This window comes from Amycolatopsis mediterranei, assembly GCF_026017845.1.
In the GTDB taxonomy this organism is placed as follows: domain Bacteria; phylum Actinomycetota; class Actinomycetes; order Mycobacteriales; family Pseudonocardiaceae; genus Amycolatopsis; species Amycolatopsis mediterranei.
This window is the reverse complement of record NZ_CP100416.1, coordinates 351,416-368,409: the sequence shown is the minus strand read 5'-3', so window position 1 is coordinate 368,409 and position 16,994 is coordinate 351,416. Positions and strand designations below refer to the sequence as shown.

General features: G+C 70.6%; 22 protein-coding genes and 3 tRNA genes. 20 read left to right on the top strand and 5 right to left on the bottom strand.

The annotated features are described in order from the left end of the window. Positions 1–6 precede the first annotated feature (6 nt). The 20 genes from ISP_RS01875 (at position 7) to ISP_RS01780 (ending at position 15,321) form a co-directional block, all read left to right on the top strand. The gene (locus ISP_RS01875) at positions 7–531 is read left to right on the top strand and encodes an NUDIX domain-containing protein (protein ID WP_012477102.1); all 525 of its coding nucleotides are present in this window, start codon (positions 7–9) and stop codon (positions 529–531) included. Continuing rightward, positions 522–902, top strand: coding sequence for an SsgA family sporulation/cell division regulator (locus ISP_RS01870; protein ID WP_013222310.1), 381 nt, complete (start codon positions 522–524; stop codon positions 900–902). Before ISP_RS01875 ends, ISP_RS01870 begins: the two co-directional genes overlap by 10 nt. Positions 903–985: 83 nt before the next feature. Then, positions 986–1,204, top strand: coding sequence for a hypothetical protein (locus tag ISP_RS01865; RefSeq protein WP_230468681.1), 219 nt, complete (start codon positions 986–988; stop codon positions 1,202–1,204). A gap of 166 nt (positions 1,205–1,370) precedes the next feature. Next, complete coding sequence (locus ISP_RS01860; protein ID WP_012477104.1) at positions 1,371–1,601, top strand: hypothetical protein; 231 nt, start codon at positions 1,371–1,373, stop codon at positions 1,599–1,601. Continuing rightward, on the top strand, positions 1,601–1,915 hold the full coding sequence (locus ISP_RS01855) for a hypothetical protein (RefSeq protein ID WP_012477105.1): 315 nt from the start codon (positions 1,601–1,603) through the stop codon (positions 1,913–1,915). The genes ISP_RS01860 and ISP_RS01855 overlap by 1 nt, the downstream gene beginning before the upstream one ends. After that, a complete protein-coding gene (locus tag ISP_RS01850) occupies positions 1,908–2,240 on the top strand; it encodes a hypothetical protein (protein ID WP_013222308.1) in 333 nt (110 codons plus the stop codon). Before ISP_RS01855 ends, ISP_RS01850 begins: the two co-directional genes overlap by 8 nt. Beyond that, a complete protein-coding gene (locus tag ISP_RS01845) occupies positions 2,237–3,418 on the top strand; it encodes a hypothetical protein (protein ID WP_014466539.1) in 1,182 nt (393 codons plus the stop codon). The genes ISP_RS01850 and ISP_RS01845 overlap by 4 nt, the downstream gene beginning before the upstream one ends. Before the next feature lie 106 nt (positions 3,419–3,524). Continuing rightward, positions 3,525–5,837, top strand: a complete 2,313-nt coding sequence (locus ISP_RS01840; RefSeq protein ID WP_012477108.1) for a cell division protein FtsK — start codon at positions 3,525–3,527, stop codon at positions 5,835–5,837. 296 nt (positions 5,838–6,133) lie between these two features. Further along, entirely contained in the window at positions 6,134–6,580 is a 447-nt protein-coding gene (locus ISP_RS01835) for a hypothetical protein (RefSeq protein WP_012477109.1), read from the top strand. A gap of 133 nt (positions 6,581–6,713) precedes the next feature. Next, positions 6,714–7,100: a hypothetical protein gene (locus tag ISP_RS01830; RefSeq protein ID WP_013222304.1), complete on the top strand. Its 387-nt coding sequence runs from the start codon at positions 6,714–6,716 to the stop codon at positions 7,098–7,100. A gap of 276 nt (positions 7,101–7,376) precedes the next feature. Then, positions 7,377–7,850 carry a single-stranded DNA-binding protein gene (ssb, locus tag ISP_RS01825; RefSeq protein WP_013222303.1) on the top strand — a complete coding sequence of 158 codons (474 nt, stop codon included), beginning with the start codon at positions 7,377–7,379 and terminating at the stop codon, positions 7,848–7,850. Positions 7,851–7,865: 15 nt separating this feature from the next. Continuing rightward, complete coding sequence (locus ISP_RS01820; RefSeq protein ID WP_013222302.1) at positions 7,866–8,162, top strand: hypothetical protein; 297 nt, start codon at positions 7,866–7,868, stop codon at positions 8,160–8,162. Then, a complete protein-coding gene (locus ISP_RS01815; protein WP_012477112.1) occupies positions 8,159–9,115 on the top strand; it encodes a bifunctional DNA primase/polymerase in 957 nt (318 codons plus the stop codon). The genes ISP_RS01820 and ISP_RS01815 overlap by 4 nt, the downstream gene beginning before the upstream one ends. A 31-nt stretch (positions 9,116–9,146) precedes the next feature. Then, positions 9,147–9,347, top strand: coding sequence for a hypothetical protein (locus ISP_RS01810; protein WP_013222301.1), 201 nt, complete (start codon positions 9,147–9,149; stop codon positions 9,345–9,347). Between the two features lie 108 nt (positions 9,348–9,455). After that, on the top strand, positions 9,456–9,956 hold the full coding sequence (locus tag ISP_RS01805) for an RRQRL motif-containing zinc-binding protein (RefSeq protein WP_012477113.1): 501 nt from the start codon (positions 9,456–9,458) through the stop codon (positions 9,954–9,956). After that, positions 9,953–10,306: a hypothetical protein gene (locus tag ISP_RS01800; RefSeq protein WP_012477114.1), complete on the top strand. Its 354-nt coding sequence runs from the start codon at positions 9,953–9,955 to the stop codon at positions 10,304–10,306. The genes ISP_RS01805 and ISP_RS01800 overlap by 4 nt, the downstream gene beginning before the upstream one ends. Further along, the gene (locus ISP_RS01795; protein WP_013222300.1) at positions 10,306–11,931 is read left to right on the top strand and encodes a DNA cytosine methyltransferase; all 1,626 of its coding nucleotides are present in this window, start codon (positions 10,306–10,308) and stop codon (positions 11,929–11,931) included. The genes ISP_RS01800 and ISP_RS01795 overlap by 1 nt, the downstream gene beginning before the upstream one ends. 55 nt (positions 11,932–11,986) lie before the next feature. Then, positions 11,987–13,336: a DUF3631 domain-containing protein gene (locus ISP_RS01790; protein ID WP_013222299.1), complete on the top strand. Its 1,350-nt coding sequence runs from the start codon at positions 11,987–11,989 to the stop codon at positions 13,334–13,336. 320 nt (positions 13,337–13,656) lie between these two features. Then, positions 13,657–13,959 (top strand): excisionase family DNA-binding protein, encoded by a 303-nt coding sequence (locus ISP_RS01785; protein WP_012477090.1) that lies wholly within the window; start codon positions 13,657–13,659, stop codon positions 13,957–13,959. A 15-nt stretch (positions 13,960–13,974) separates the two neighbouring features. Further along, the gene (locus ISP_RS01780; protein WP_012477091.1) at positions 13,975–15,321 is read left to right on the top strand and encodes a tyrosine-type recombinase/integrase; all 1,347 of its coding nucleotides are present in this window, start codon (positions 13,975–13,977) and stop codon (positions 15,319–15,321) included. Between the two features lie 89 nt (positions 15,322–15,410). Here the strand turns inward: ISP_RS01780 and ISP_RS01775 are convergent. The 5 genes from ISP_RS01775 to ISP_RS01755 all read right to left on the bottom strand — a co-directional run bounded on the left by ISP_RS01775 (position 15,411) and on the right by ISP_RS01755 (position 16,992). Next, positions 15,411–15,484: transfer RNA gene (locus tag ISP_RS01775), tRNA-Phe, on the bottom strand. Positions 15,485–15,515: 31 nt separating this feature from the next. After that, positions 15,516–15,589, bottom strand: a tRNA-Asp gene (locus tag ISP_RS01770). A gap of 22 nt (positions 15,590–15,611) precedes the next feature. After that, positions 15,612–15,684, bottom strand: a tRNA-Glu gene (locus ISP_RS01765). A gap of 117 nt (positions 15,685–15,801) precedes the next feature. Then, positions 15,802–16,578: an SCO6745 family protein gene (locus tag ISP_RS01760; RefSeq protein WP_013222298.1), complete on the bottom strand. Its 777-nt coding sequence runs from the start codon at positions 16,576–16,578 to the stop codon at positions 15,802–15,804. A gap of 159 nt (positions 16,579–16,737) precedes the next feature. Beyond that, a complete protein-coding gene (locus tag ISP_RS01755; protein WP_013222297.1) occupies positions 16,738–16,992 on the bottom strand; it encodes a hypothetical protein in 255 nt (84 codons plus the stop codon). Positions 16,993–16,994 lie beyond the last annotated feature (2 nt).

Genomic DNA, 16,994 nt, shown 5'->3' with positions numbered 1-16,994 from the left:
GTCGCTATGTCGTGGATTGGTTCCCTTGCGGCCAAGGTCGCTGCGAGGCTGGATGACCGGGACCCGGTGTTCTACGCCGCCGATGTGACCCTGTTCGCCATGCACGAGGGCGTGTGGCACGTGCTGCTGATCGAGCGCGGCTGGGCCCCGGACAAGGGCAAGCTCGCTCTTCCCGGCGGGCACGTCGATGCCGGTGAGTCCTCGGAGCAGGCCGCCCGCCGGGAGGCGGCCGAGGAAACCGGCCTGGACCTGTCCGGGGTGGTGCTCGACCGGATCGGGGTCTACGACGCCCCGGGCCGGGATGCCCGCGGCCGGTACGTGTCGGTGGCCTACGGCGCGGTGCTCGAGGACGCGATCGCCCCGGTGGCCGGGGACGACGCGGCGTCGGCGGCGTGGATGCCGCTTCCGACCGCGGCCCGGGTCGCTCACCGCGGCGGGTTCGCGTTCGACCACGCCGACATCCTCTTCGACGCGGCCCGCCGCTACGGCTTCGGCCCGGACTCGCCGGGGAGCTGGGACCTGTGGAGCTGATCTACCCCGCCGACGCGGTGGTGAACGGGCGCGGCCCGGTGCCGGTGGCGCTGCTCTACGACCCGGCCGATCCGTGGGCGGTCACGCTGCTGATCGCCGGGCACGAGTGGCTGTTCGCCCGGGAGCTGCTGGCCACCGGCCTGTCCGAACCGGCCGGCGACGGTGATGTGGTGGTCCGCCCGGACATCGGCGGCACCTTCGGGCACGTACTGCTCACCTTGACCGCGCCCGCCGGTTGCGCGGATGTGGCGTTGCCCCGCGGCACCGTGGAAAGCCTCCTGGACGCCGCTGAGGCCTTGGTCCCGCGGGGCTGCGAGGGCATCGACTGGGACCGCGAGTGGGCGCGCCTCGCCAACGGCCCCGCGGCCTGACGCCGCCACTGACGCATCTGGCACCCGCCTACGGGGCTCACTCTCGCCCGAAACCGCGATCGTCCGGAAAGGACACTCCCGCGATGAGCAGAGATCGCCGCTATCCCTTGCCCGCAAAGGACGACGATGACCGGTTCACCTTCGGCCTGGTCGTCGACGTCGCCGACGTCCTGGCCCGCCACCGCTACCCGGAGCTGACCTCCGGCGATGACTTCGTGGCGTTGCAACAGGCCCTGTTCCGCTTCCTCTACACCACCAGCACCGAGCCGTACCGGCTCGACCCGACCACCGAGGAGTCCTGACCATGAACCGTAGAAACACCACCAACAACAGCAACGCGAGCCGCAGCGGCGGTAGGCAGCCGGTCGTGATCGTGCCCAACGGTCCGAGCAAGTGCATCTTCTGCGGGACCAGGCTGCCCAACGGCGGATCGTCGTGCACGCCGTGCGCCCGAGAGGCGGTCGGCCGATGACTGGACCCGAGCACTACAAGATCGCCGAGAAGCTGATCGCCGGAGGCATTCAGCGGGTGACTCCGTGGGGCGATACGGACTGGGTTGCGCCGACCCCGGAGGTCGTAGCACGTGCCCAAGTGCACGCGACGCTGGCGCTGGCCGCCGCGACCGCGTCCGGAGCGTGGGCGGAGATGTCCAACGACGAATCGCGGTCGTGGGACCAGGCGATCGGGGTGGAGCGGTGATGTCTACACCGGACGGTTTCCCGCCGAACCCGGGTGCGGCGCTGCTGGGCCGGCTGCTGGAGCGCAACGGGACGTGGGCGCTGCTGCGGGTGTTCGCTGCGCTGGCGCTGTTTCTGGTGCTGCACCTGATCCGGATCCCGCTGGTGGTGGCAGCCCGGATCCTGGCCGGGGTGATGGCCCCGCTGGACGCCTACGCCACCCGGCATGTGTCCACGCCGCCGCGCGGCCCGGTCAACCAGTTCTTCGACCCGCACAACACCCACCCCAGCCCCGGACCGCCGGGGCGGATGCACTGGGAGGTCGTCCATGCGTGAGCTCAACGACACGCCCCCGGCCGCCGCGCCACGCCGCCGCACCCGCACGGACGTGGCGGTGGCGTGGACCAGCGCCCACGCGATCGAGCTGACCGGCGTGGGTGCGCCGCTGGTCGCCGGGCAGATCTGGTCGCCGTGGCTGGACCTGATTTCCGCGGTGCTCGCGGGGGTGTGGGCGGCCAATGAGATCCGGCTGCACCGGCGCACCCGCCCCGCCCGGCAGATCGCGGTGACCACGACCCCGCCCGCGCGGCAGCTGTCCAGCACCGCCAGCAGTGCCCCGGCCCCGGCTGCGGGCACCGACCGGAAGGAGGCCAAGGCATGAGCACCACGAAGATCGCAGGCGACGACCACGACGACGACGGTGGGGAGGTCGGGCGCGGCCTGGCCGCCCTGGAACGCCACCTCGCCGCCGTCGCCCCGCCCGCCCCGCCCGCCCCGGCTGGCCACGCCGCCGCCGACGCGCCGGAACCGCCACGCGACCCGGAGCCCGCCTCGCAGCGTGCGGGGCGGGGGGTGACGCGGCGGGTGCGGCGGCGGGTGGCCGAGCACGCCGAAGCCCACCAGCTGCTCGCGCTGGAGACCGACACCGCCCCGTTCCAGGTGACCACGGACAAGGTCCGCACCCGGCGCAAGGCGGTCGAGCAGGCCGCCGCGCTGTGGCGGCTGGACCGCGACCCGCGCGTGCTGGCCTACCGCGACGCCCGGATGCGTCGCCTGATCCTGGCGGTGGCGCTGGTGTCGCTGACCCTCGCCCTGGCGTGGTCGACGGCCGGGGTGCAGGCGTTCGCGGCCGAGGGGGCGGCGGCGGGGAGTCCGCGGTGGTGGTTCGCGTGGCTGGCCGAGCCGTTCTGTTCGCTGGCGCTGCTGATGGTGGTGTCCGGCCGCGCCTACCTCACCACCCGCGGGCACCCGCTCAACGACCGCGCGGTGGACCGCACCGAGTGGGTGTTCCTCGGCCTCACGTTGGGCATGAACGCCTGGCCCCACCTACCGGGCGTGGCCGCCAGCTTCACGGTGTCCGGGTTGGTGCTGCATCTGCTCGGCCCGGTCGTCGCGGTCGCGGTGGTGCGGTGCCTGCCCAGGCTGCTGGCCGCGTTCGCCGGGCTCGCCTTGCCCACCGGCGCGGAAGCGGGAACGGCCCCGGTCACCGCGAGGGGGGAGGGCAGGACCGAGGCCGCTCCGGACGAGCCTAACCAGCCGGCCGCCACCCTGCTCTCCAGCTCGCCCGCCCCGATCACGGCACCGACAACCCCGGCCGACCGACCGGCGGCGACCCGGCGCACCACCAGGGTGCGGCGCACGGCGCGGGCCACGATCCCGGAGCCGAAGCGGCGCAGCTTCGCGCAGCTGGCCGAGGAGTTCGCCGCCGCCGTCGCGGACCCGCCCGCCGGGTTCGACCCGAGCAACGGCGAATCGATCCGCAAGACGCTCCAATGCGGCAAGACGGCCGCGCGTGAGCTGAAGGCCCGCTACCTGGCCGAGTCCGGCGGTAGCGACTGACCCACCCCGCGCCGCGGGCAGGGTCGAACCCTCCCGCGCTGCTGCTGCAGGGGCTCGGTCCTGCCCGCGCGTGCGGTCCCCGTCCACGCACGAAGGGCACCACACGATGAACCCCACCGACCACACCAACAACAACCAGACCACCCCGGAGACCACCCGCCAGTCCGGCACCGAGTCCACCGCCGGGTCGGCGGCGGAGCTGGCCACCATCCACCCCCTGCGCGCCCGTCCTGACCAGCAGCGGTCCACCGCCGCGGGCGCGGTCGAGTCCGGGCCTGAAGTGATCGAGGGGGAGATCGTCACCGACGAACAGTGGCGCCTCTACACCTCCCAGAAAGCGCAGATGGAGTGGCGCCTGGCCGAGTACAAGCGCCAGGCCCTGTGGCTGTCCACCCACGCCGTCACCGCGGTCACCCACGAGACCACGGTCTCCACGCTCAAGTTCGTCGGCCGCAACGTCCTGGTGTACCCGACGCTCGGCGCGGTGACGGCGGTGAAGCGGTGGCGCGACACGCACGGGTCCTCCCGCTACGAACGGATGATGCGGGCGGCGGAGCTGGCCGGGGACCACGAGAAGCTGGCCGAGTGGGAGGCCCGCGACGTCACCGAGAAGCAGCGTCGCCACGACCGGGCGATGGACTGGATTCAGTCCCCGGTCCAGCTGGCCAAGGCGGTGGCCCTGTCCACGCTGTCGGTCGCTGTACTGCTGCTGGTCCTCGGGATCATCCTGGCCATCGCCGGGCACGGCGGAGTCCTGGACCCGATCATCGGGGTGATCGACGCGATCGGGTTCTGCATCTGGTTCGTCATCACCTACGGGGTGTTCCTGACCGTCGCCGGGACCGCCGGGGCGCTGACCTACCTGTGGAACCTCGGCCGCCACTCGCAGTCGGTCCCGCAGCTGTTCCGTCCCGCCTCGGCCCGGCTGGTCGACGACGTCATCATCACCCCGTCGATCGTCGTCACGGCCCTGCGTGACCTGCGGATTTCCGAGCTGCGCCGCAAGATCGAGCAGATGGAGGACGGTGGCGCGGCGATGCTGTCCCCGATCCGGCTGGCCGGCTGCGGCGTCGAGTTCGACGTGCACCTCCCGTCCGGTGTGGACACCGAGGAGGTCAAGCGCAAGCGCCGGAAGCTGGCGGAGAACATGGGCCGCCACGAGCACGAGGTGTTCATCACCACCCCGCCCTCACCGCGGACCATCCGGGTGTGGGCGGCGGATTCCGGTGCGCTGGACCAGCCGATCGGGCCGTCGCCGCTGGTCACCGACCCGACCATCACCGCCGACCTCTACACCGGCCGCGCGCCGTGGGGTGTGGACCTGCGCGGGGACGCGGTGCTGATGGCGCTGCTGCAGTGCCACCTGCTGATGACCGGTCTGTCCAAGCAGGGCAAGACCGCCTCGCTGCGCGCTTTGGCGTTGTGGCTGGTCCTGGACCCGTCGGTGGGCCTGCACATCGCCGACCTCAAGGGCATCGGTGACTGGCGGATGTTCAAGCCGGTCGCCGAAACCCTGATCGAAGGCCCGTCGGACTCCCACTGCATTGCGGCCACTGAGCTGCTGGAATGGGGGGTCGAGGAGATGGAACGGCGGCTGCTGGCCTTCGACGGCGACAAGTACCGCAACGGGGTCCCCCGCGAGCTGACCAAGCCCGGCGGGCCGTTCGCGCCGATCGTGATCCTGGTCGACGAAGCCCAGAACGCGTTCATGAATCCGCAGGTCGACGACCAGAAGAACCCCTACGGCGGGCAGACGAACAAGTCCCGGTACTTCATGGCCGCCCGCAAGATCCAGAACCAGGGCCGGGCGGTGAATGTGGTGCTGTGGCAGGGAACCCAGGACCCGACGGATCAGAACCTGCCCAAGCTGGTCCGTGAAGGCGCGCACATCCGGGCCGCGCTGGCGCTGGGCACCGAGTCGCAGTCGCGGATGGCGGTGGGGGACAAGGCCGTCGATGGTGGCGCGGCGCCGCACGAACTGCGCTCTGGCCTGGACAAAGGCACGTTGGTGGTGGCCGGGGAAGGGGTGCCGCTCCCGGCCGGCCAGTCGTCGATGACCGTGCGCACGCACTTCATCGACGGCGACGACGCCGCCACCGTGATCGAGCGCGCCGTGGCCATCCGCGGTGGCGCGAAGGCCGAGCCCGCGCAGGTCGAAGCCGCACCGCAGGTGCGGGATCTGCTCGATGACGTGGCCGAGGTGATCGCCGGAGCCGACGTCAAGGCCACCGACGTCGGGGCGCGGCTGCGCAAGCTCGCCCCGGGCTACGAGCCCTATGCCAACCTCACCGCGGAGAAGGTCAAGGAAGCCCTCGAAGCGGTCGGTGTCCCGGTCCGGCTCAAGCAAGGAATTATCACTGTCCGTGCTCGGCACGTGGCGAACGCGATCGCGGACCGCGAGGAGCAGGTGAGCGACTGACCCACCCCGGGCAGACGCGAAAACCCCGGTGAACCGGCCCCTTCACGGGGCCGGTTCACCTGCTCACCTTTTCCACCTGATCGCCCATCTGCGCTGATCAGCCTAGGTGAGGAGCTGAGGTGAGCCCGGAGGTGGAAATCCACCTCCCTCGCCACGCCTCACCCGCTCGCTCACCCGTCGATTCACCCGCGTGACACGACGCCGCGCACCTCACTGCGACTACGCAAAGTAGTCGAACTTGTCTCTCGTGCGCTTTCCGCCCACGACCCGACGACGTCACCTTGGAAGGACTCCTCATGGGCTTGTTCACCTCCGCCGGCGACCCCGACAACCCGGCGCACCTGGCCATCGCTGCGCACGAACTGGGCCACGCGTGGGCCTGGAGTGACGGCGGGCTCCAGATCCTTTCGATCACCTTCACGCCCCGCGGCGGGCACGTACGGACCCGCAACCCCAGCGGCCACCCGCCGCAGCTGATCGCCGAAGCGGTCGGCCTGTGGGCCGGGTTCGAGGCCGAAGACCGCTGGCTACGGGAACACCGGCTCGGCAAAGCCAGCCGCGGCAACAGCAGTCACGACATCCGCGCTTTCCGCTCCATTCAACGGATCATGCACCGGGAATACCGCCAGACCCTCACCGAGCGGTCCGTCCGCGCGAGTGCCCGCGCGGCCGTGAACCGCCACTGGGCACAGATCCAGCACGCCGCACCGGCCCTCGTGAAACGCGGCCGGATCACCCTCTGATCCCCGGCTCTGCCACGTGTCTGGGCCGCCGCTGCTGTTCTTCGCCGGGCCGCGCGGCCGGCCACCTGATGCCCTGCGCGGCCCGGCGACGCCACCCCCGCTGTCTCTGTTCCGAAAGGACGGTTCCGCTGTCATGCCCGAGTTTCTGCCTGCGCCCGAGCCCGCCGCCACCGACATGTACGCCTGCCTGTGCGTGCACGCCCCGACCGTGCTCACCGACCCCTCCGGCGCGATCGTCGCCGTCGGTGTCACCCGCCCCGCGGTCGCGGCGGCGATGATCCGCGCCGCCGCGCCGGGACTGCAGCTGCCCGTCCCGGACCGGGCCGACGCGCAGACCTTCCGGCTGCGCTGGTTCGCCTACACCCACCCCGCCACGCCCGGCGATCCTGTGCTCCGCCCGGCCGGGCCGGGCGAGGACGGCGCCTTCCCGGTGGTGATCTGGCGGGCCGCCGACCAGACCCGCGCCCGCGCCACCCGCGACGCCGCCCACGCCCTGACCGTGATGGGGGTGGCCGCGTGAGCACCAACGACTCCGGGGCCTGGCACCGCGAGCTGCAGCGCCAGCAGGAGGAAATCCAGCGCAAGCAGCGCGAAGCCGCGCAGAAGGATCGAAACAAGTGACGATCACCCGCACCGTCACCACCGTGCTTAACCACTGCTGACCCGGACCCCCTGCCAGCAGAACCCACCACCGACGCGCCACCAGGTGCGGACGCGCACGCCCCCGACCCATCCCGGGCTGGGGGCGCGTTCGTGCCTGCCCACCAACAGGAATCGGAGAAGAATTATGGCTGGATTGCCGGAGATCACGATGGCCGGAACGCTCACCGCGGACCCGGAGATGCGCTTCACCCCCTCCGGAGCGGGGGTGTGCTCGTTCACCCTCGTGGCCAACGATCGGCGCTTGGACAAGGAATCCGGGGAGTGGCGGGACATGGGCGCGACGTTCCTGCGCTGCACCGTGTGGCGCCGCCAGGCCGAGAACGTCGCCGACGCCCGCAAGGGCGACCGGCTGCTGATCGTGGGCGAGCTCAAGCAGTCGGAGTGGCAGGACAAGAACACCGGCGAGAAGCGCTACGGCTTCGACGTCCAGGTCCGCGAAGCCGCGCTGTCGCTGCTGTGGCACCCGGCCAAGTCGGCCCGCCCCGACCGCTCCGGCGGCGAGCACACCGGCGGCACCGGCGGTGGCGGGGGTGGGGCGCGGGACCCGTGGACGGCGCCGCCGGCCACGGGGTCGGCGGGCGGGTTCTCCGACGAGCCGCCGTTCTAACCCCGGTGCCCGGCTATGGCCGAGAAGGCGAAGTACCGGGCCACCGACATCACCGCCTGGCTCACCGCGGCGGGCATCGACGACGACGCCGCGCGGCGAGCGGGGCGGGTGATCGCCGGGGCGTGGAACCAGCGCGAGTTCTACGCCTCGGCCACCGGCCTCCCGCTCGCCGCCGCACTCACTGCCTCCGGGCTCCCGCTCGCGCGGCTCGACACGACCGCCGATGGGCTGGCGCGGCGGTTCGGGGTGCACCTGCACGACGTCGCGGCGTGGGACCGCGAACCCCACTGGCGAAAGGAGATCAGCACATGACCAGTTCGGCGCAGAGCGCGGCACTGCGGGCGGCGGCGATGGAGATGGCTGGCAGGGGGTGGAAGGTGTTCCCGTGCCGTCCGGGCAGCAAGGCCGCGCTGTGGCACCGGCAGGAGCACTGCCGCGGTGGCGGGGTCTGCGCCGACGGGCACGTCACGCCGGAGTCGCTGGCCACCTCCGATGTGGAGCGGGTGGCGGCGCGGTGGTCGGACGGCGTGGCCTACAACATCGCCGTCTACCCCGGCCCGTCCGGGCTGTTCATCCTCGACTGCGACATCCCCAAGGCGGCCCGGCCCGGGCAGCCCCCCGCCCGGGGGGAGCATGACCCCGATGGCTGGACCCAGCTGCAGGCGCTGGCCGGGCAGCGGGGCGGACCGCTGCCGGACACCTTCACTCTCGCCACCCCTTCCGGCGGGCGGCAGCTGTGGTTCACCGCTCCGCCCGGCACGCTGTTGCGCGGCACGGTCAAGCACGTCGCCACCAATATCGACAGCCGCGGTTGGGGCACCTACGGCCTCGCGCCCGGCTGCGTGCTGCTGAACGGCGCGTACGAGCTGATCGACGACACCGACCCGGTGGAGCTGCCGGGGTGGTTGGTCCAAGCCAACGTCGAACGCGCTTCTGGGGCCATCTCAGGGCGTCCTGAGAAGCCTGTAGCCGCCCCGGATGCCTACACCGCCCGCGCGGTGCGGGCCGAGTGCGACCGCGTCGCCAGCGAGCCACCAGGGCGACGGAACAAGGTCCTCTCCACCGCCGCCTACGCCCTCGGCCAACTGGTCGGGGCCGAAGTGCTGGACCGCGAGCACGCCCGGGCAGAGCTGGAGACCGCGGTGGCCGCGTGGAACACCCCGGCCTCGTGGGCCAAGGACACCGGCGTCATCGCCACCTCACTCGCAGCCGGGGAAGGCAACCCCCGCCGCATCAACCGGCGTGGCCCCGGCCGCGCCGCCTGACACCACCCACCAGGAAGGAACACCGCCACCGATGAAGATCCGCATCATGGGCACCCGCGCCGAAACCGACGACGCGGTCAAGGTGCTGCGCCTGGCCTTCGACGTGCTGGAGGTCTCCGACTTCCGACCCAACCGCCGCCGTGAGTCCCGAGACGGCCGGGTCTACGTATCCCGGCTCGGCCGGGTTTACGTGGAAGCCAACCCGCCGGCCGATCCGCTGCCCGGCACCTGACCACCCCACCGACCACACCAGACATAGAGGGCGAGGGCCGGACACCACGCGTGTCCGGCCCTCGCCCTGTCTCCCCGCACCCCGAGCTTCAACGGAGGTGATCCAGTCGTGGCACGACGCAATCCGTGGGTGCTTGCCGCGGTGCCCTGGTCACAGGATCTTGAGTTCACCCGCGGCCGCTGGTGTGGCAAACCGCTGCTGTCGTACAACATTGCACCGCGGCACCTGCTGGCTACCCGCCACCAGCTGCGGGCAGAGAACATGCGGCCGGGCGGGCAGGACCCGGTGGCGTTCTTGTACTTCCGCTGCCACAAGGCCGCCAAGCTCGTGTACGCGAACCTGTACCTCATCGCCGAGGCCAAACCCGTCAGGCCGATGACCCCCGCCCGCGCCGCCGCGCTGGCCAAGGCAATGGCCGCCCGCCGCACCTGCCGCGAGTGCGGTGAGACCGGGTGGGCCGAGCTGCCCAAGGCGCACCGCACCTGCGAAGCCTGCCTCTACACCGCCGGGCTCCCGGCGGATTCCTACCTGCACGACTACCTGATCGGCGAGCCCACCCTCACCGCGGCCGAACACGCCGCCCTCACCGAAGTGAGCCGAACACGATGACCACCAGCCACACCGACCCCGATACGCCTGTCACGGTCTGCTTCTGCGGATCGATGCGGTTCATGCCCGCGATGCTGGAGGCATCGATCGATGAGTCGCTGGCCGGGCGGATCGTTGTCCTGCCTCTGGTCAACATGAAGGCACCGGACGCCCGCTGGAGCACCGACGAACAGCGTGAGCGGATCAAAACCGCGCTCGACACGCTGCACCTGGCGAAAATCGCCCGCGCCGACGAAGTGCTGATCATCAACCCCGGCCGCTACATCGGCGAGTCCACCCGCAGGGAGATCGCCTACGCCCACCAGCTGGGCAAGCCCGTCCGCTACCTCGTGCCGATGGAGGCGTCCTGATGACCTACACCACCTACCACGAGTTCGCCGGGTTCGGCGGAGACGCCACCGGCGTGCTCGCCGTCCCCGGCACCCACGGCGTCCTCGGGGCCAACCACAACCCCGACGCCATCGCCACCCACGCCCTGAACTTCCCCGGCATGGACCACTACGAAGGCGACATCGCCAAGGCCGACATCGGCACCTTCCCGCGGGTGGACTTCTTCTGGGCCTCCCCGTCGTGTCCGCCGTGGACCGACGCCCGCGGCGTGAAGCGCGACTTCGACCAGAGCACGCAGGGCGTGCTGTTCGACCCGGCGACCGGGCCGCGCGCCACCGACCCCAGCGTTGCCCGCGCCCGGGCGCTGATGGAGGAAGTTCCGCGGTACCTGCAGGCGATGAACCGGCGCGGCCGGCCGGTGCTCGGGGGCGTGACGGAGAACGTGGTCCAGGTCGTCAAGTGGGACCAGTTCAAGCGCTGGCGCCGCGAGATCGAGGAGGAGGGCTACCGCACCCGCCTGATCGCGCTCAACGCCATGCACGTCACCGGCCCGACACTCGGGAAGGTCGCGCAGTCCCGCAACCGGTTCTTCCTCGCCTACTGGCTGGAAGCGCTGGGCCGCGATCCGGACTGGGACAAGTGGTTGCGGCCCCGTGCCTACTGCCCGGACTGCGACGTCATGGTGTCGGCGGTGCAGGCGTTCAAGAAGCCCGCCGCGGTGCCCGGCACCGAGATGGGCGTCTACGGCATCCGGCACGGCCAGTACGTCTACCGCTGCCCCAACCGGTCCTGTCGTCGGCGGATCATCGAACCCGGCGTGCTCCCGGCGTCGGAGATCATCGACTGGAGCCTCGACCCAGGGCAGCGCATCGGCGAACGCGTCGACAAGAAGGGCCGACCGGACCCGCTGGAACCGACAACCATCGACCGAATCGAAGCCGGGCTGGCCCGGCACGTCGGCGCGCTGCTGGCGCCCGCGGGCGGCACCTGGCGCGAGCACGCCACGAGCCTTGCCGTGCCGCTGCCGACGCGCACCACCCGGGAGACCGACGGGCTGGTGTGCCCGCCGCTGCTCGTGTCCTGTGCGGCGCGGGCCGGGGTCGACACCGCCACCACCGTCGCGGTGCCGTTGCGGACGCAGACCTGCCGCCGTGAAACCGCGGTCGTGGTCCCGCCGTTCGTGTCGCTGCAACGCGGCGGCGGCTCCGCCACCGCGGCCTACCCCATCGCCGGGCCGATCCCCACCGTCTCGGCCCAGGGCAACCACCACGGTCTGGTCGGCCCGCCGGCCGGAGATGAGCTGGCCCTGTTGGTGGCCTACTACGGCAACGGCGGCACCCAGACCACCGACCGCCCGGTGGGAACGCTGACCACCCGGGACCGCTACGGCCTGCTCGGCAGCACTGGCACCCACCACGCCACGCCGCCGCCGGTGGAGGCGTGCACGTTCCGGATGCTCGAACCGCACGAGATCGCCGCCGGGATGGGCTTCCCGTCCGGCTACAAGGTGCCGCCGAAGGTCGCGAAGTCCAAGCGCAAGCAGGTCCGCGGCTGGGGCAACGCCGTCCCGCCCGCGATGGCCGAGGTGCTTGCCTCGGCTCTGATCGAGACGTTCTCCGGCGAGCCGCTGGAGCCCGCGGCGTGAGCGCCGGGGACGCCCGGCCAGCACCACCAGCAAGCACGACCCGAGGGAGCCCGTCATGCCTGATCTGGACACCGCGTTGTCGGCGATCGACGCCGCCATCGCCGACCCCGACAGCGGCACCCGCACGGTCTGCGGACACTGCGGGACGGCGCTGGCCGGGTCACCCTCCGACGACTTCTGCACCGAGGAATGCCAAACCGCCTGGCTGGCCGAGCACGCGGCCGGCCCCGATCCCGTCGACAACGGCGCGGGCCCGGACCGTGACCTTGCCGAGCAGGATCCGGCCCGGCCGATGCCCTACATGCCCGCCCCGCCACCGCCACCGAGCGGGGCGCAGATTCTGGACAAGGTGGCCGCGTTCGTGTCCCGGTTCAACGTGTTCCCGTCCGAGCACTGCGCCGCCACGCTGGCGCTCTGGTACGCCCACACCCACGCCGCCGAACACTTCTACGTCACCCCGCGTCTGATCCTGGACTCCGCCGAACCCGGCAGTGGCAAGACCCGCGTGCTGGAGGTCGCGCAGTTCCTGGTGCGGTCGGCGGAAATGACGCTCTCGGCCACCACCGCCGCGCTGTTCCGGCTGGTGTCCGACGGGCCGATCACCATCCTGTTCGACGAAGTGGACGCCATCTTCAACCCCGCCAAAGGAGGCAACACCGAAGACCTGCGCGCGATGCTCAACGCCGGATACAAGCGCTCGGCCACCATCCCGCGCTGCGTCGGCGACGCCCGCGCGATGAAGGTCGAGCGGTTCAAGGTCTACGCCCCGGTGGCGCTGGCAGGGATCGCCGGGCACATGCCCGACACCATCACCACCCGCGCCATCACCTTCCACATGCGCCGCCGCGCCCCCGGCGAAACCGTCGAACCGTTCAAAGAACGCGTCGTGGAACGCCAGGCCGCGCCGCTGCGGGACAAGCTCGCCACCTGGGTGGCCAGCGTCGGCAACCAGGTCGGCGACGCTGAACCGGAGATGCCCGAGGGGGTCACCGACCGGGCGGCCGAAATCTGGGAACCGCTGCTGGCGATCGCCGACGCCGCGGGCGAGCACTGGCCGGCCACCGCCCGCGCCGCGTGCGCCTACTTCGTGGCCAGCAACAGCAACCGAGGCGGCAGTTTCGGGATCCAGCTGCTCGCCGACATGCGGCGGATCTTCGCCCAGCGCAACACCGACCGGTTGCCGTCCACGTTCATCATCGCCGAACTGCTGGAAATGGAGGAATCCGACTGGACCGACGTCAAAGGAAAACCGCTCAACCCCCGCATGATGGCCAAAGAGCTGGCCCGGTACGACGTCAAGCCGACCACGTTCAAGTACGACGGCGACAGCGTCAAGGGCTACACGACCACCGGTGAGACCGGTCTGGCCGACGCCTGGAGCCGCTACCTGCCCACCGCGGGCTGACAGTGTCGGTAACTGCGGTAACTGCGGTAACCGTGCAGGTCAGACGGTTACCGATCCGATCGTGGTTACCGATGGATCGGTAACCGGACAAACCGACCACTGGCCCCGGTTACCGATGGATCGGTAACCGGGGCACCTATCGGTAACCGCCTGACCAGGCAAGTTACCGCAGTTACCGCAGTTACCCCACCTGCCAGCCCCAGCAGGCACCCCACATCGGTAACCATCGCCCATCCACGGCCCCGCACCCACCGACCCGGTGTCGCGGGGGCCGAACTCGTCATGCCCGCATCACGGGCATCTGGAGGTCATCACCCGCCATGGCTACCCCCGACGACATCACAACCCTCGTGACCACCCTCGCTCAGCTCGCCAGTCGACTCACGGCAGCCAACGAGGCAGACACGCAGCCACCCCCGCGGCCGATGCCACCTCGTGTCCTGTTCACCGTGCAGGAAGCGGGTGCACAGCTCGGCATCGGCCGCACCACCGCCTTCACACTTGTCGCATCCGGAGAACTCGAATCGGTCCAAATAGGGCGACTTCGACGAGTCCACATTGACGCCATCAACGACTACGCCGCCCGCCTGGTCGCCAGGTCCAAGAACACCGACGCCGCCTAAGAAAGGGAACTGCCTGTGGCACGCAGTCAACGACCCGAGGGCACCAAGAATCCCGACGGGCAGGGAAGCTTCTACTACAGCGAATACGACGGCTACTGGCACGCCCGCGTGACCGTAGGAGTCAAGGACAATGGCGACCCCGACCGGCGACACATCAAGCGCCGCAACGAAGACGATGCGCGTGACGCGTACCGCGAGCTACTCAACCAGGTTGACCAGGGCCTGGTCCCCAAGCAGGGCGAGTCTTGGACGGTTGAAGCCTGGTTAGTCCATTGGGTCGAGACGATCGCCCCCATGACCGCGCGGTATAAGACCGTTGTCGGGTACAAGACCGCGGTCTATCGACACCTGATCCCCGGCCTGGGCAGGCACAAACTGAGCCCCGGCCGGGGCAAGGGCCGCCCGATCGAGCCAGAGCACTTCGAGAAGCTGTATCGAAAAATGCTGGCGGCCGGCCTGAAGCCAGGCACCGTCCATCAGGTTCACCGCACGGCCCGCACGGCGTTCCAGGTCGCGTTCGTTCGCGGCAAGATCTTCCGCAACGTCGTCGCGATGGCGCAGGCTCCGAGGGTCGAAGAAGAGGAGGTTGAGCCGTTCGAGCCGGAGGATGCGCAGGCGATCATCGAAGCCGCTCTCAAGCGACGCAACGGGGTGCGGTTCGTGATCGCCTTGGCCTTGGGCGTCCGCCAGGGCGAATGCCTGGGCTTCAAGTGGCCAATGCTCAACCGTGAGCGGAGGACCCTGCGCATCCGGAAGGCGATCCAACGGCAGAAGTGGCTGCACGGCTGCGACGACGAGCACGCGTGCGGTGCGGCCTACCACAAGAGGGCCCCGTGCAGACAGCCATGCAAACGGCACCAGCGCCCGTGTCCGCCGCCGTGCCCGCCGGACTGTGTCGAGCACGCACGCAAGTGCCCGCGCCGCCATGGCGGCGGCTTGGTCGAGGTGGACGTCAAGTCCAAAGCCGGGCGCCGGACGTGGCCACTGCCGGACCAGATCTTTGAGCTGCTGATGCGGCACGAAGAGCGGCAGGCACGTGAGCGCGAGCGAGCCGCCGATCTCTGGGAAGAGGGCGGCTGGATCTTCACGCAGGAGAACGGCCGGCCGATCGACCCGAGGGCGGACTACGAGACCTGGCGCCAGCTGCTCACCGAAGCTGGAGTGCGGGAGGCCCGGCTTCACGACGCCAGGCACACGGCTGCCACCGTGCTTCTGCTGCTCGGAGTGGACCCGCGAGTGGTGATGGAGCTCATGGGCTGGTCCACCGAAGCCATGCGGCGGCGGTACCAGCACGTGACCGACAGTATTCGGGAAGAGGTGGCAAGCCAGATCAACACGTACTTCTGGAAGGGCACCACGTGAGACCCAGTTGAGACCCTCGTTGAGACCCTGGGCACGAATCAGGCCCCCTACCCGATGGGTGGGGGGCCTGTTTTCGCAGGTAACCACGGTGGCCAGGGCCGGGGTCGAACCGGCGACCTTCCGCTTTTCAGGCGGACGCTCGTACCAACTGAGCTACCTGGCCGGGAACGCCGGCAAGGAGCCGAACGATCTTGCGACCCTGACGGGACTCGAACCCGCGACCTTCGCCGTGACAGGGCGACGCGCTAACCAACTGCGCCACAGGGCCTTGCGTTTACTACAGTACTGCGTACTCCCAACGGGATTCGAACCCGCGTTGCCGCCTTGAAAGGGCGGAGTCCTAGGCCACTGAACGATGGGAGCCCGGTCGGTTTCGGGTGACCGACCGACCGCGCTCTCAGGTTCCCCTGGGAGCGATTACAAGCATAGGGCACGCCGCCACCCCTTTGCACCGGGGGTTCCTTAAGCCCGCAGCGAAGCTCAGACCTGCGCAAACTCCGACAGCTCGGCCAGACGGCGAGCGAACTCGGCCTGCTCCGGCCCGGACAGCGCCGAAGTCAGCAGCTCGCCGATCCGGTCGTCGGTCAGGGCCTCGGCGCGGTGCCAACGTTCGCGCAGGTCGGGCTTGCGCTCCGCTGAAGCGACCAGCTCGTCGGCCGCGTCCTCGGGCCACGCCGTGCGCAGCAGACGCTCCCGACCACCCTCGGGGTCCGCGATCACCGCCTCCGGGACCGACAGGCCCAGCGCGCGCAGGGCCGCGAAGTGCAGGCCGCCGCGCAGCTCGCGGAAGACCATCAGCGCGAAGCCGAGGCGCTCGACGTCACCCGCGGGACGCTCGGCGTTCTTCCACCCCGCGAACAGCGCCAGCCCGCTGGCGTCCGCCGCGTCGACGACGCGGAACACCAGCTCCGCCAAGCGGCCGGGCTCCGGTACGGCCGAAAGGCTGACGCGTGACCACCGAGCCGATGACTCCGCGTAGGCGCGAACTGCGGCGGACGCGTCGAGGGCCGCCGTCGCCGGTGGCAGGACGAACTCGAACAGCCAGTGCGGGAAGATGCCGAACAGCTCCGCGGCCACCTTCGGCGGGACGTCGCCGAGCACCGCCGACCGCCCGCGGACGTACAGCGAACGCGGCGGCAGCCCGACCTCCGCCTCGACCGCCGCCAGCTCCGGCGACGTCATGAACTTCCCGCCCAGCACCTGCACCACCGGCCGGATCCGGTTCGCCAGATCCGCCGCACCCTCGATCGCCGTCATGTCCGGCCCCTTTCGACGCGGCAACCGTAACACTGTTACTAAACCAGCGTCAAACACGGCCCACAACTGGGCAATTACTTGCCGAAAAGCCGCACAACCAGCGGAAATATCACCGGACGGGCCCAGCGGCACACACCGGACCCACCCGCCACCACACCCTCAACGCTGAACCGGCGCCTGCCCCTCCTCATCCAGGTTCAAGCCCAGCATCTCCAGCAACTGAACACAGTCCTCGACCCCCAGCGCACCATTCGCCACCGCCAGCCGAGCCCGCCGGACCTGATCATCCGACACCCGCTGCGCATCCGCCGCCCCGCTCCGCTGCGCCGGCAACGCCCCGGCAAACGGCGCACTCCCCCCATCGGCACCTTCGTACCGAAGGAGGAACTGCCGCACTTCAACAGACCCGCTCATAG

What these genes read in the sequence shown, in the direction of transcription:
- ISP_RS01795 (WP_013222300.1), top strand. Translation starts at nt 10,306, where the DNA reads ATGACCTACACCACCTACCACGAGTTCGCCGGGTTCGGCGGAGACGCC.
- ISP_RS01760 (WP_013222298.1), bottom strand. Translation starts at nt 16,578, where the DNA reads ATGACGGCGATCGAGGGTGCGGCGGATCTGGCGAACCGGATCCGGCCG.
- ISP_RS01850 (WP_013222308.1), top strand. Translation starts at nt 1,908, where the DNA reads ATGCGTGAGCTCAACGACACGCCCCCGGCCGCCGCGCCACGCCGCCGC.
- ISP_RS01830 (WP_013222304.1), top strand. Translation starts at nt 6,714, where the DNA reads ATGCCCGAGTTTCTGCCTGCGCCCGAGCCCGCCGCCACCGACATGTAC.
- ISP_RS01855 (WP_012477105.1), top strand. Translation starts at nt 1,601, where the DNA reads ATGTCTACACCGGACGGTTTCCCGCCGAACCCGGGTGCGGCGCTGCTG.
- ISP_RS01845 (WP_014466539.1), top strand. Translation starts at nt 2,237, where the DNA reads ATGAGCACCACGAAGATCGCAGGCGACGACCACGACGACGACGGTGGG.
- ISP_RS01810 (WP_013222301.1), top strand. Translation starts at nt 9,147, where the DNA reads ATGAAGATCCGCATCATGGGCACCCGCGCCGAAACCGACGACGCGGTC.
- ISP_RS01785 (WP_012477090.1), top strand. Translation starts at nt 13,657, where the DNA reads ATGGCTACCCCCGACGACATCACAACCCTCGTGACCACCCTCGCTCAG.
- ISP_RS01865 (WP_230468681.1), top strand. Translation starts at nt 986, where the DNA reads ATGAGCAGAGATCGCCGCTATCCCTTGCCCGCAAAGGACGACGATGAC.
- ISP_RS01860 (WP_012477104.1), top strand. Translation starts at nt 1,371, where the DNA reads ATGACTGGACCCGAGCACTACAAGATCGCCGAGAAGCTGATCGCCGGA.
- ISP_RS01815 (WP_012477112.1), top strand. Translation starts at nt 8,159, where the DNA reads ATGACCAGTTCGGCGCAGAGCGCGGCACTGCGGGCGGCGGCGATGGAG.
- ISP_RS01790 (WP_013222299.1), top strand. Translation starts at nt 11,987, where the DNA reads ATGCCTGATCTGGACACCGCGTTGTCGGCGATCGACGCCGCCATCGCC.
- ISP_RS01840 (WP_012477108.1), top strand. Translation starts at nt 3,525, where the DNA reads ATGAACCCCACCGACCACACCAACAACAACCAGACCACCCCGGAGACC.
- ISP_RS01875 (WP_012477102.1), top strand. Translation starts at nt 7, where the DNA reads ATGTCGTGGATTGGTTCCCTTGCGGCCAAGGTCGCTGCGAGGCTGGAT.
- ISP_RS01755 (WP_013222297.1), bottom strand. Translation starts at nt 16,992, where the DNA reads ATGAGCGGGTCTGTTGAAGTGCGGCAGTTCCTCCTTCGGTACGAAGGT.
- ISP_RS01835 (WP_012477109.1), top strand. Translation starts at nt 6,134, where the DNA reads ATGGGCTTGTTCACCTCCGCCGGCGACCCCGACAACCCGGCGCACCTG.
- ISP_RS01820 (WP_013222302.1), top strand. Translation starts at nt 7,866, where the DNA reads ATGGCCGAGAAGGCGAAGTACCGGGCCACCGACATCACCGCCTGGCTC.
- ISP_RS01800 (WP_012477114.1), top strand. Translation starts at nt 9,953, where the DNA reads ATGACCACCAGCCACACCGACCCCGATACGCCTGTCACGGTCTGCTTC.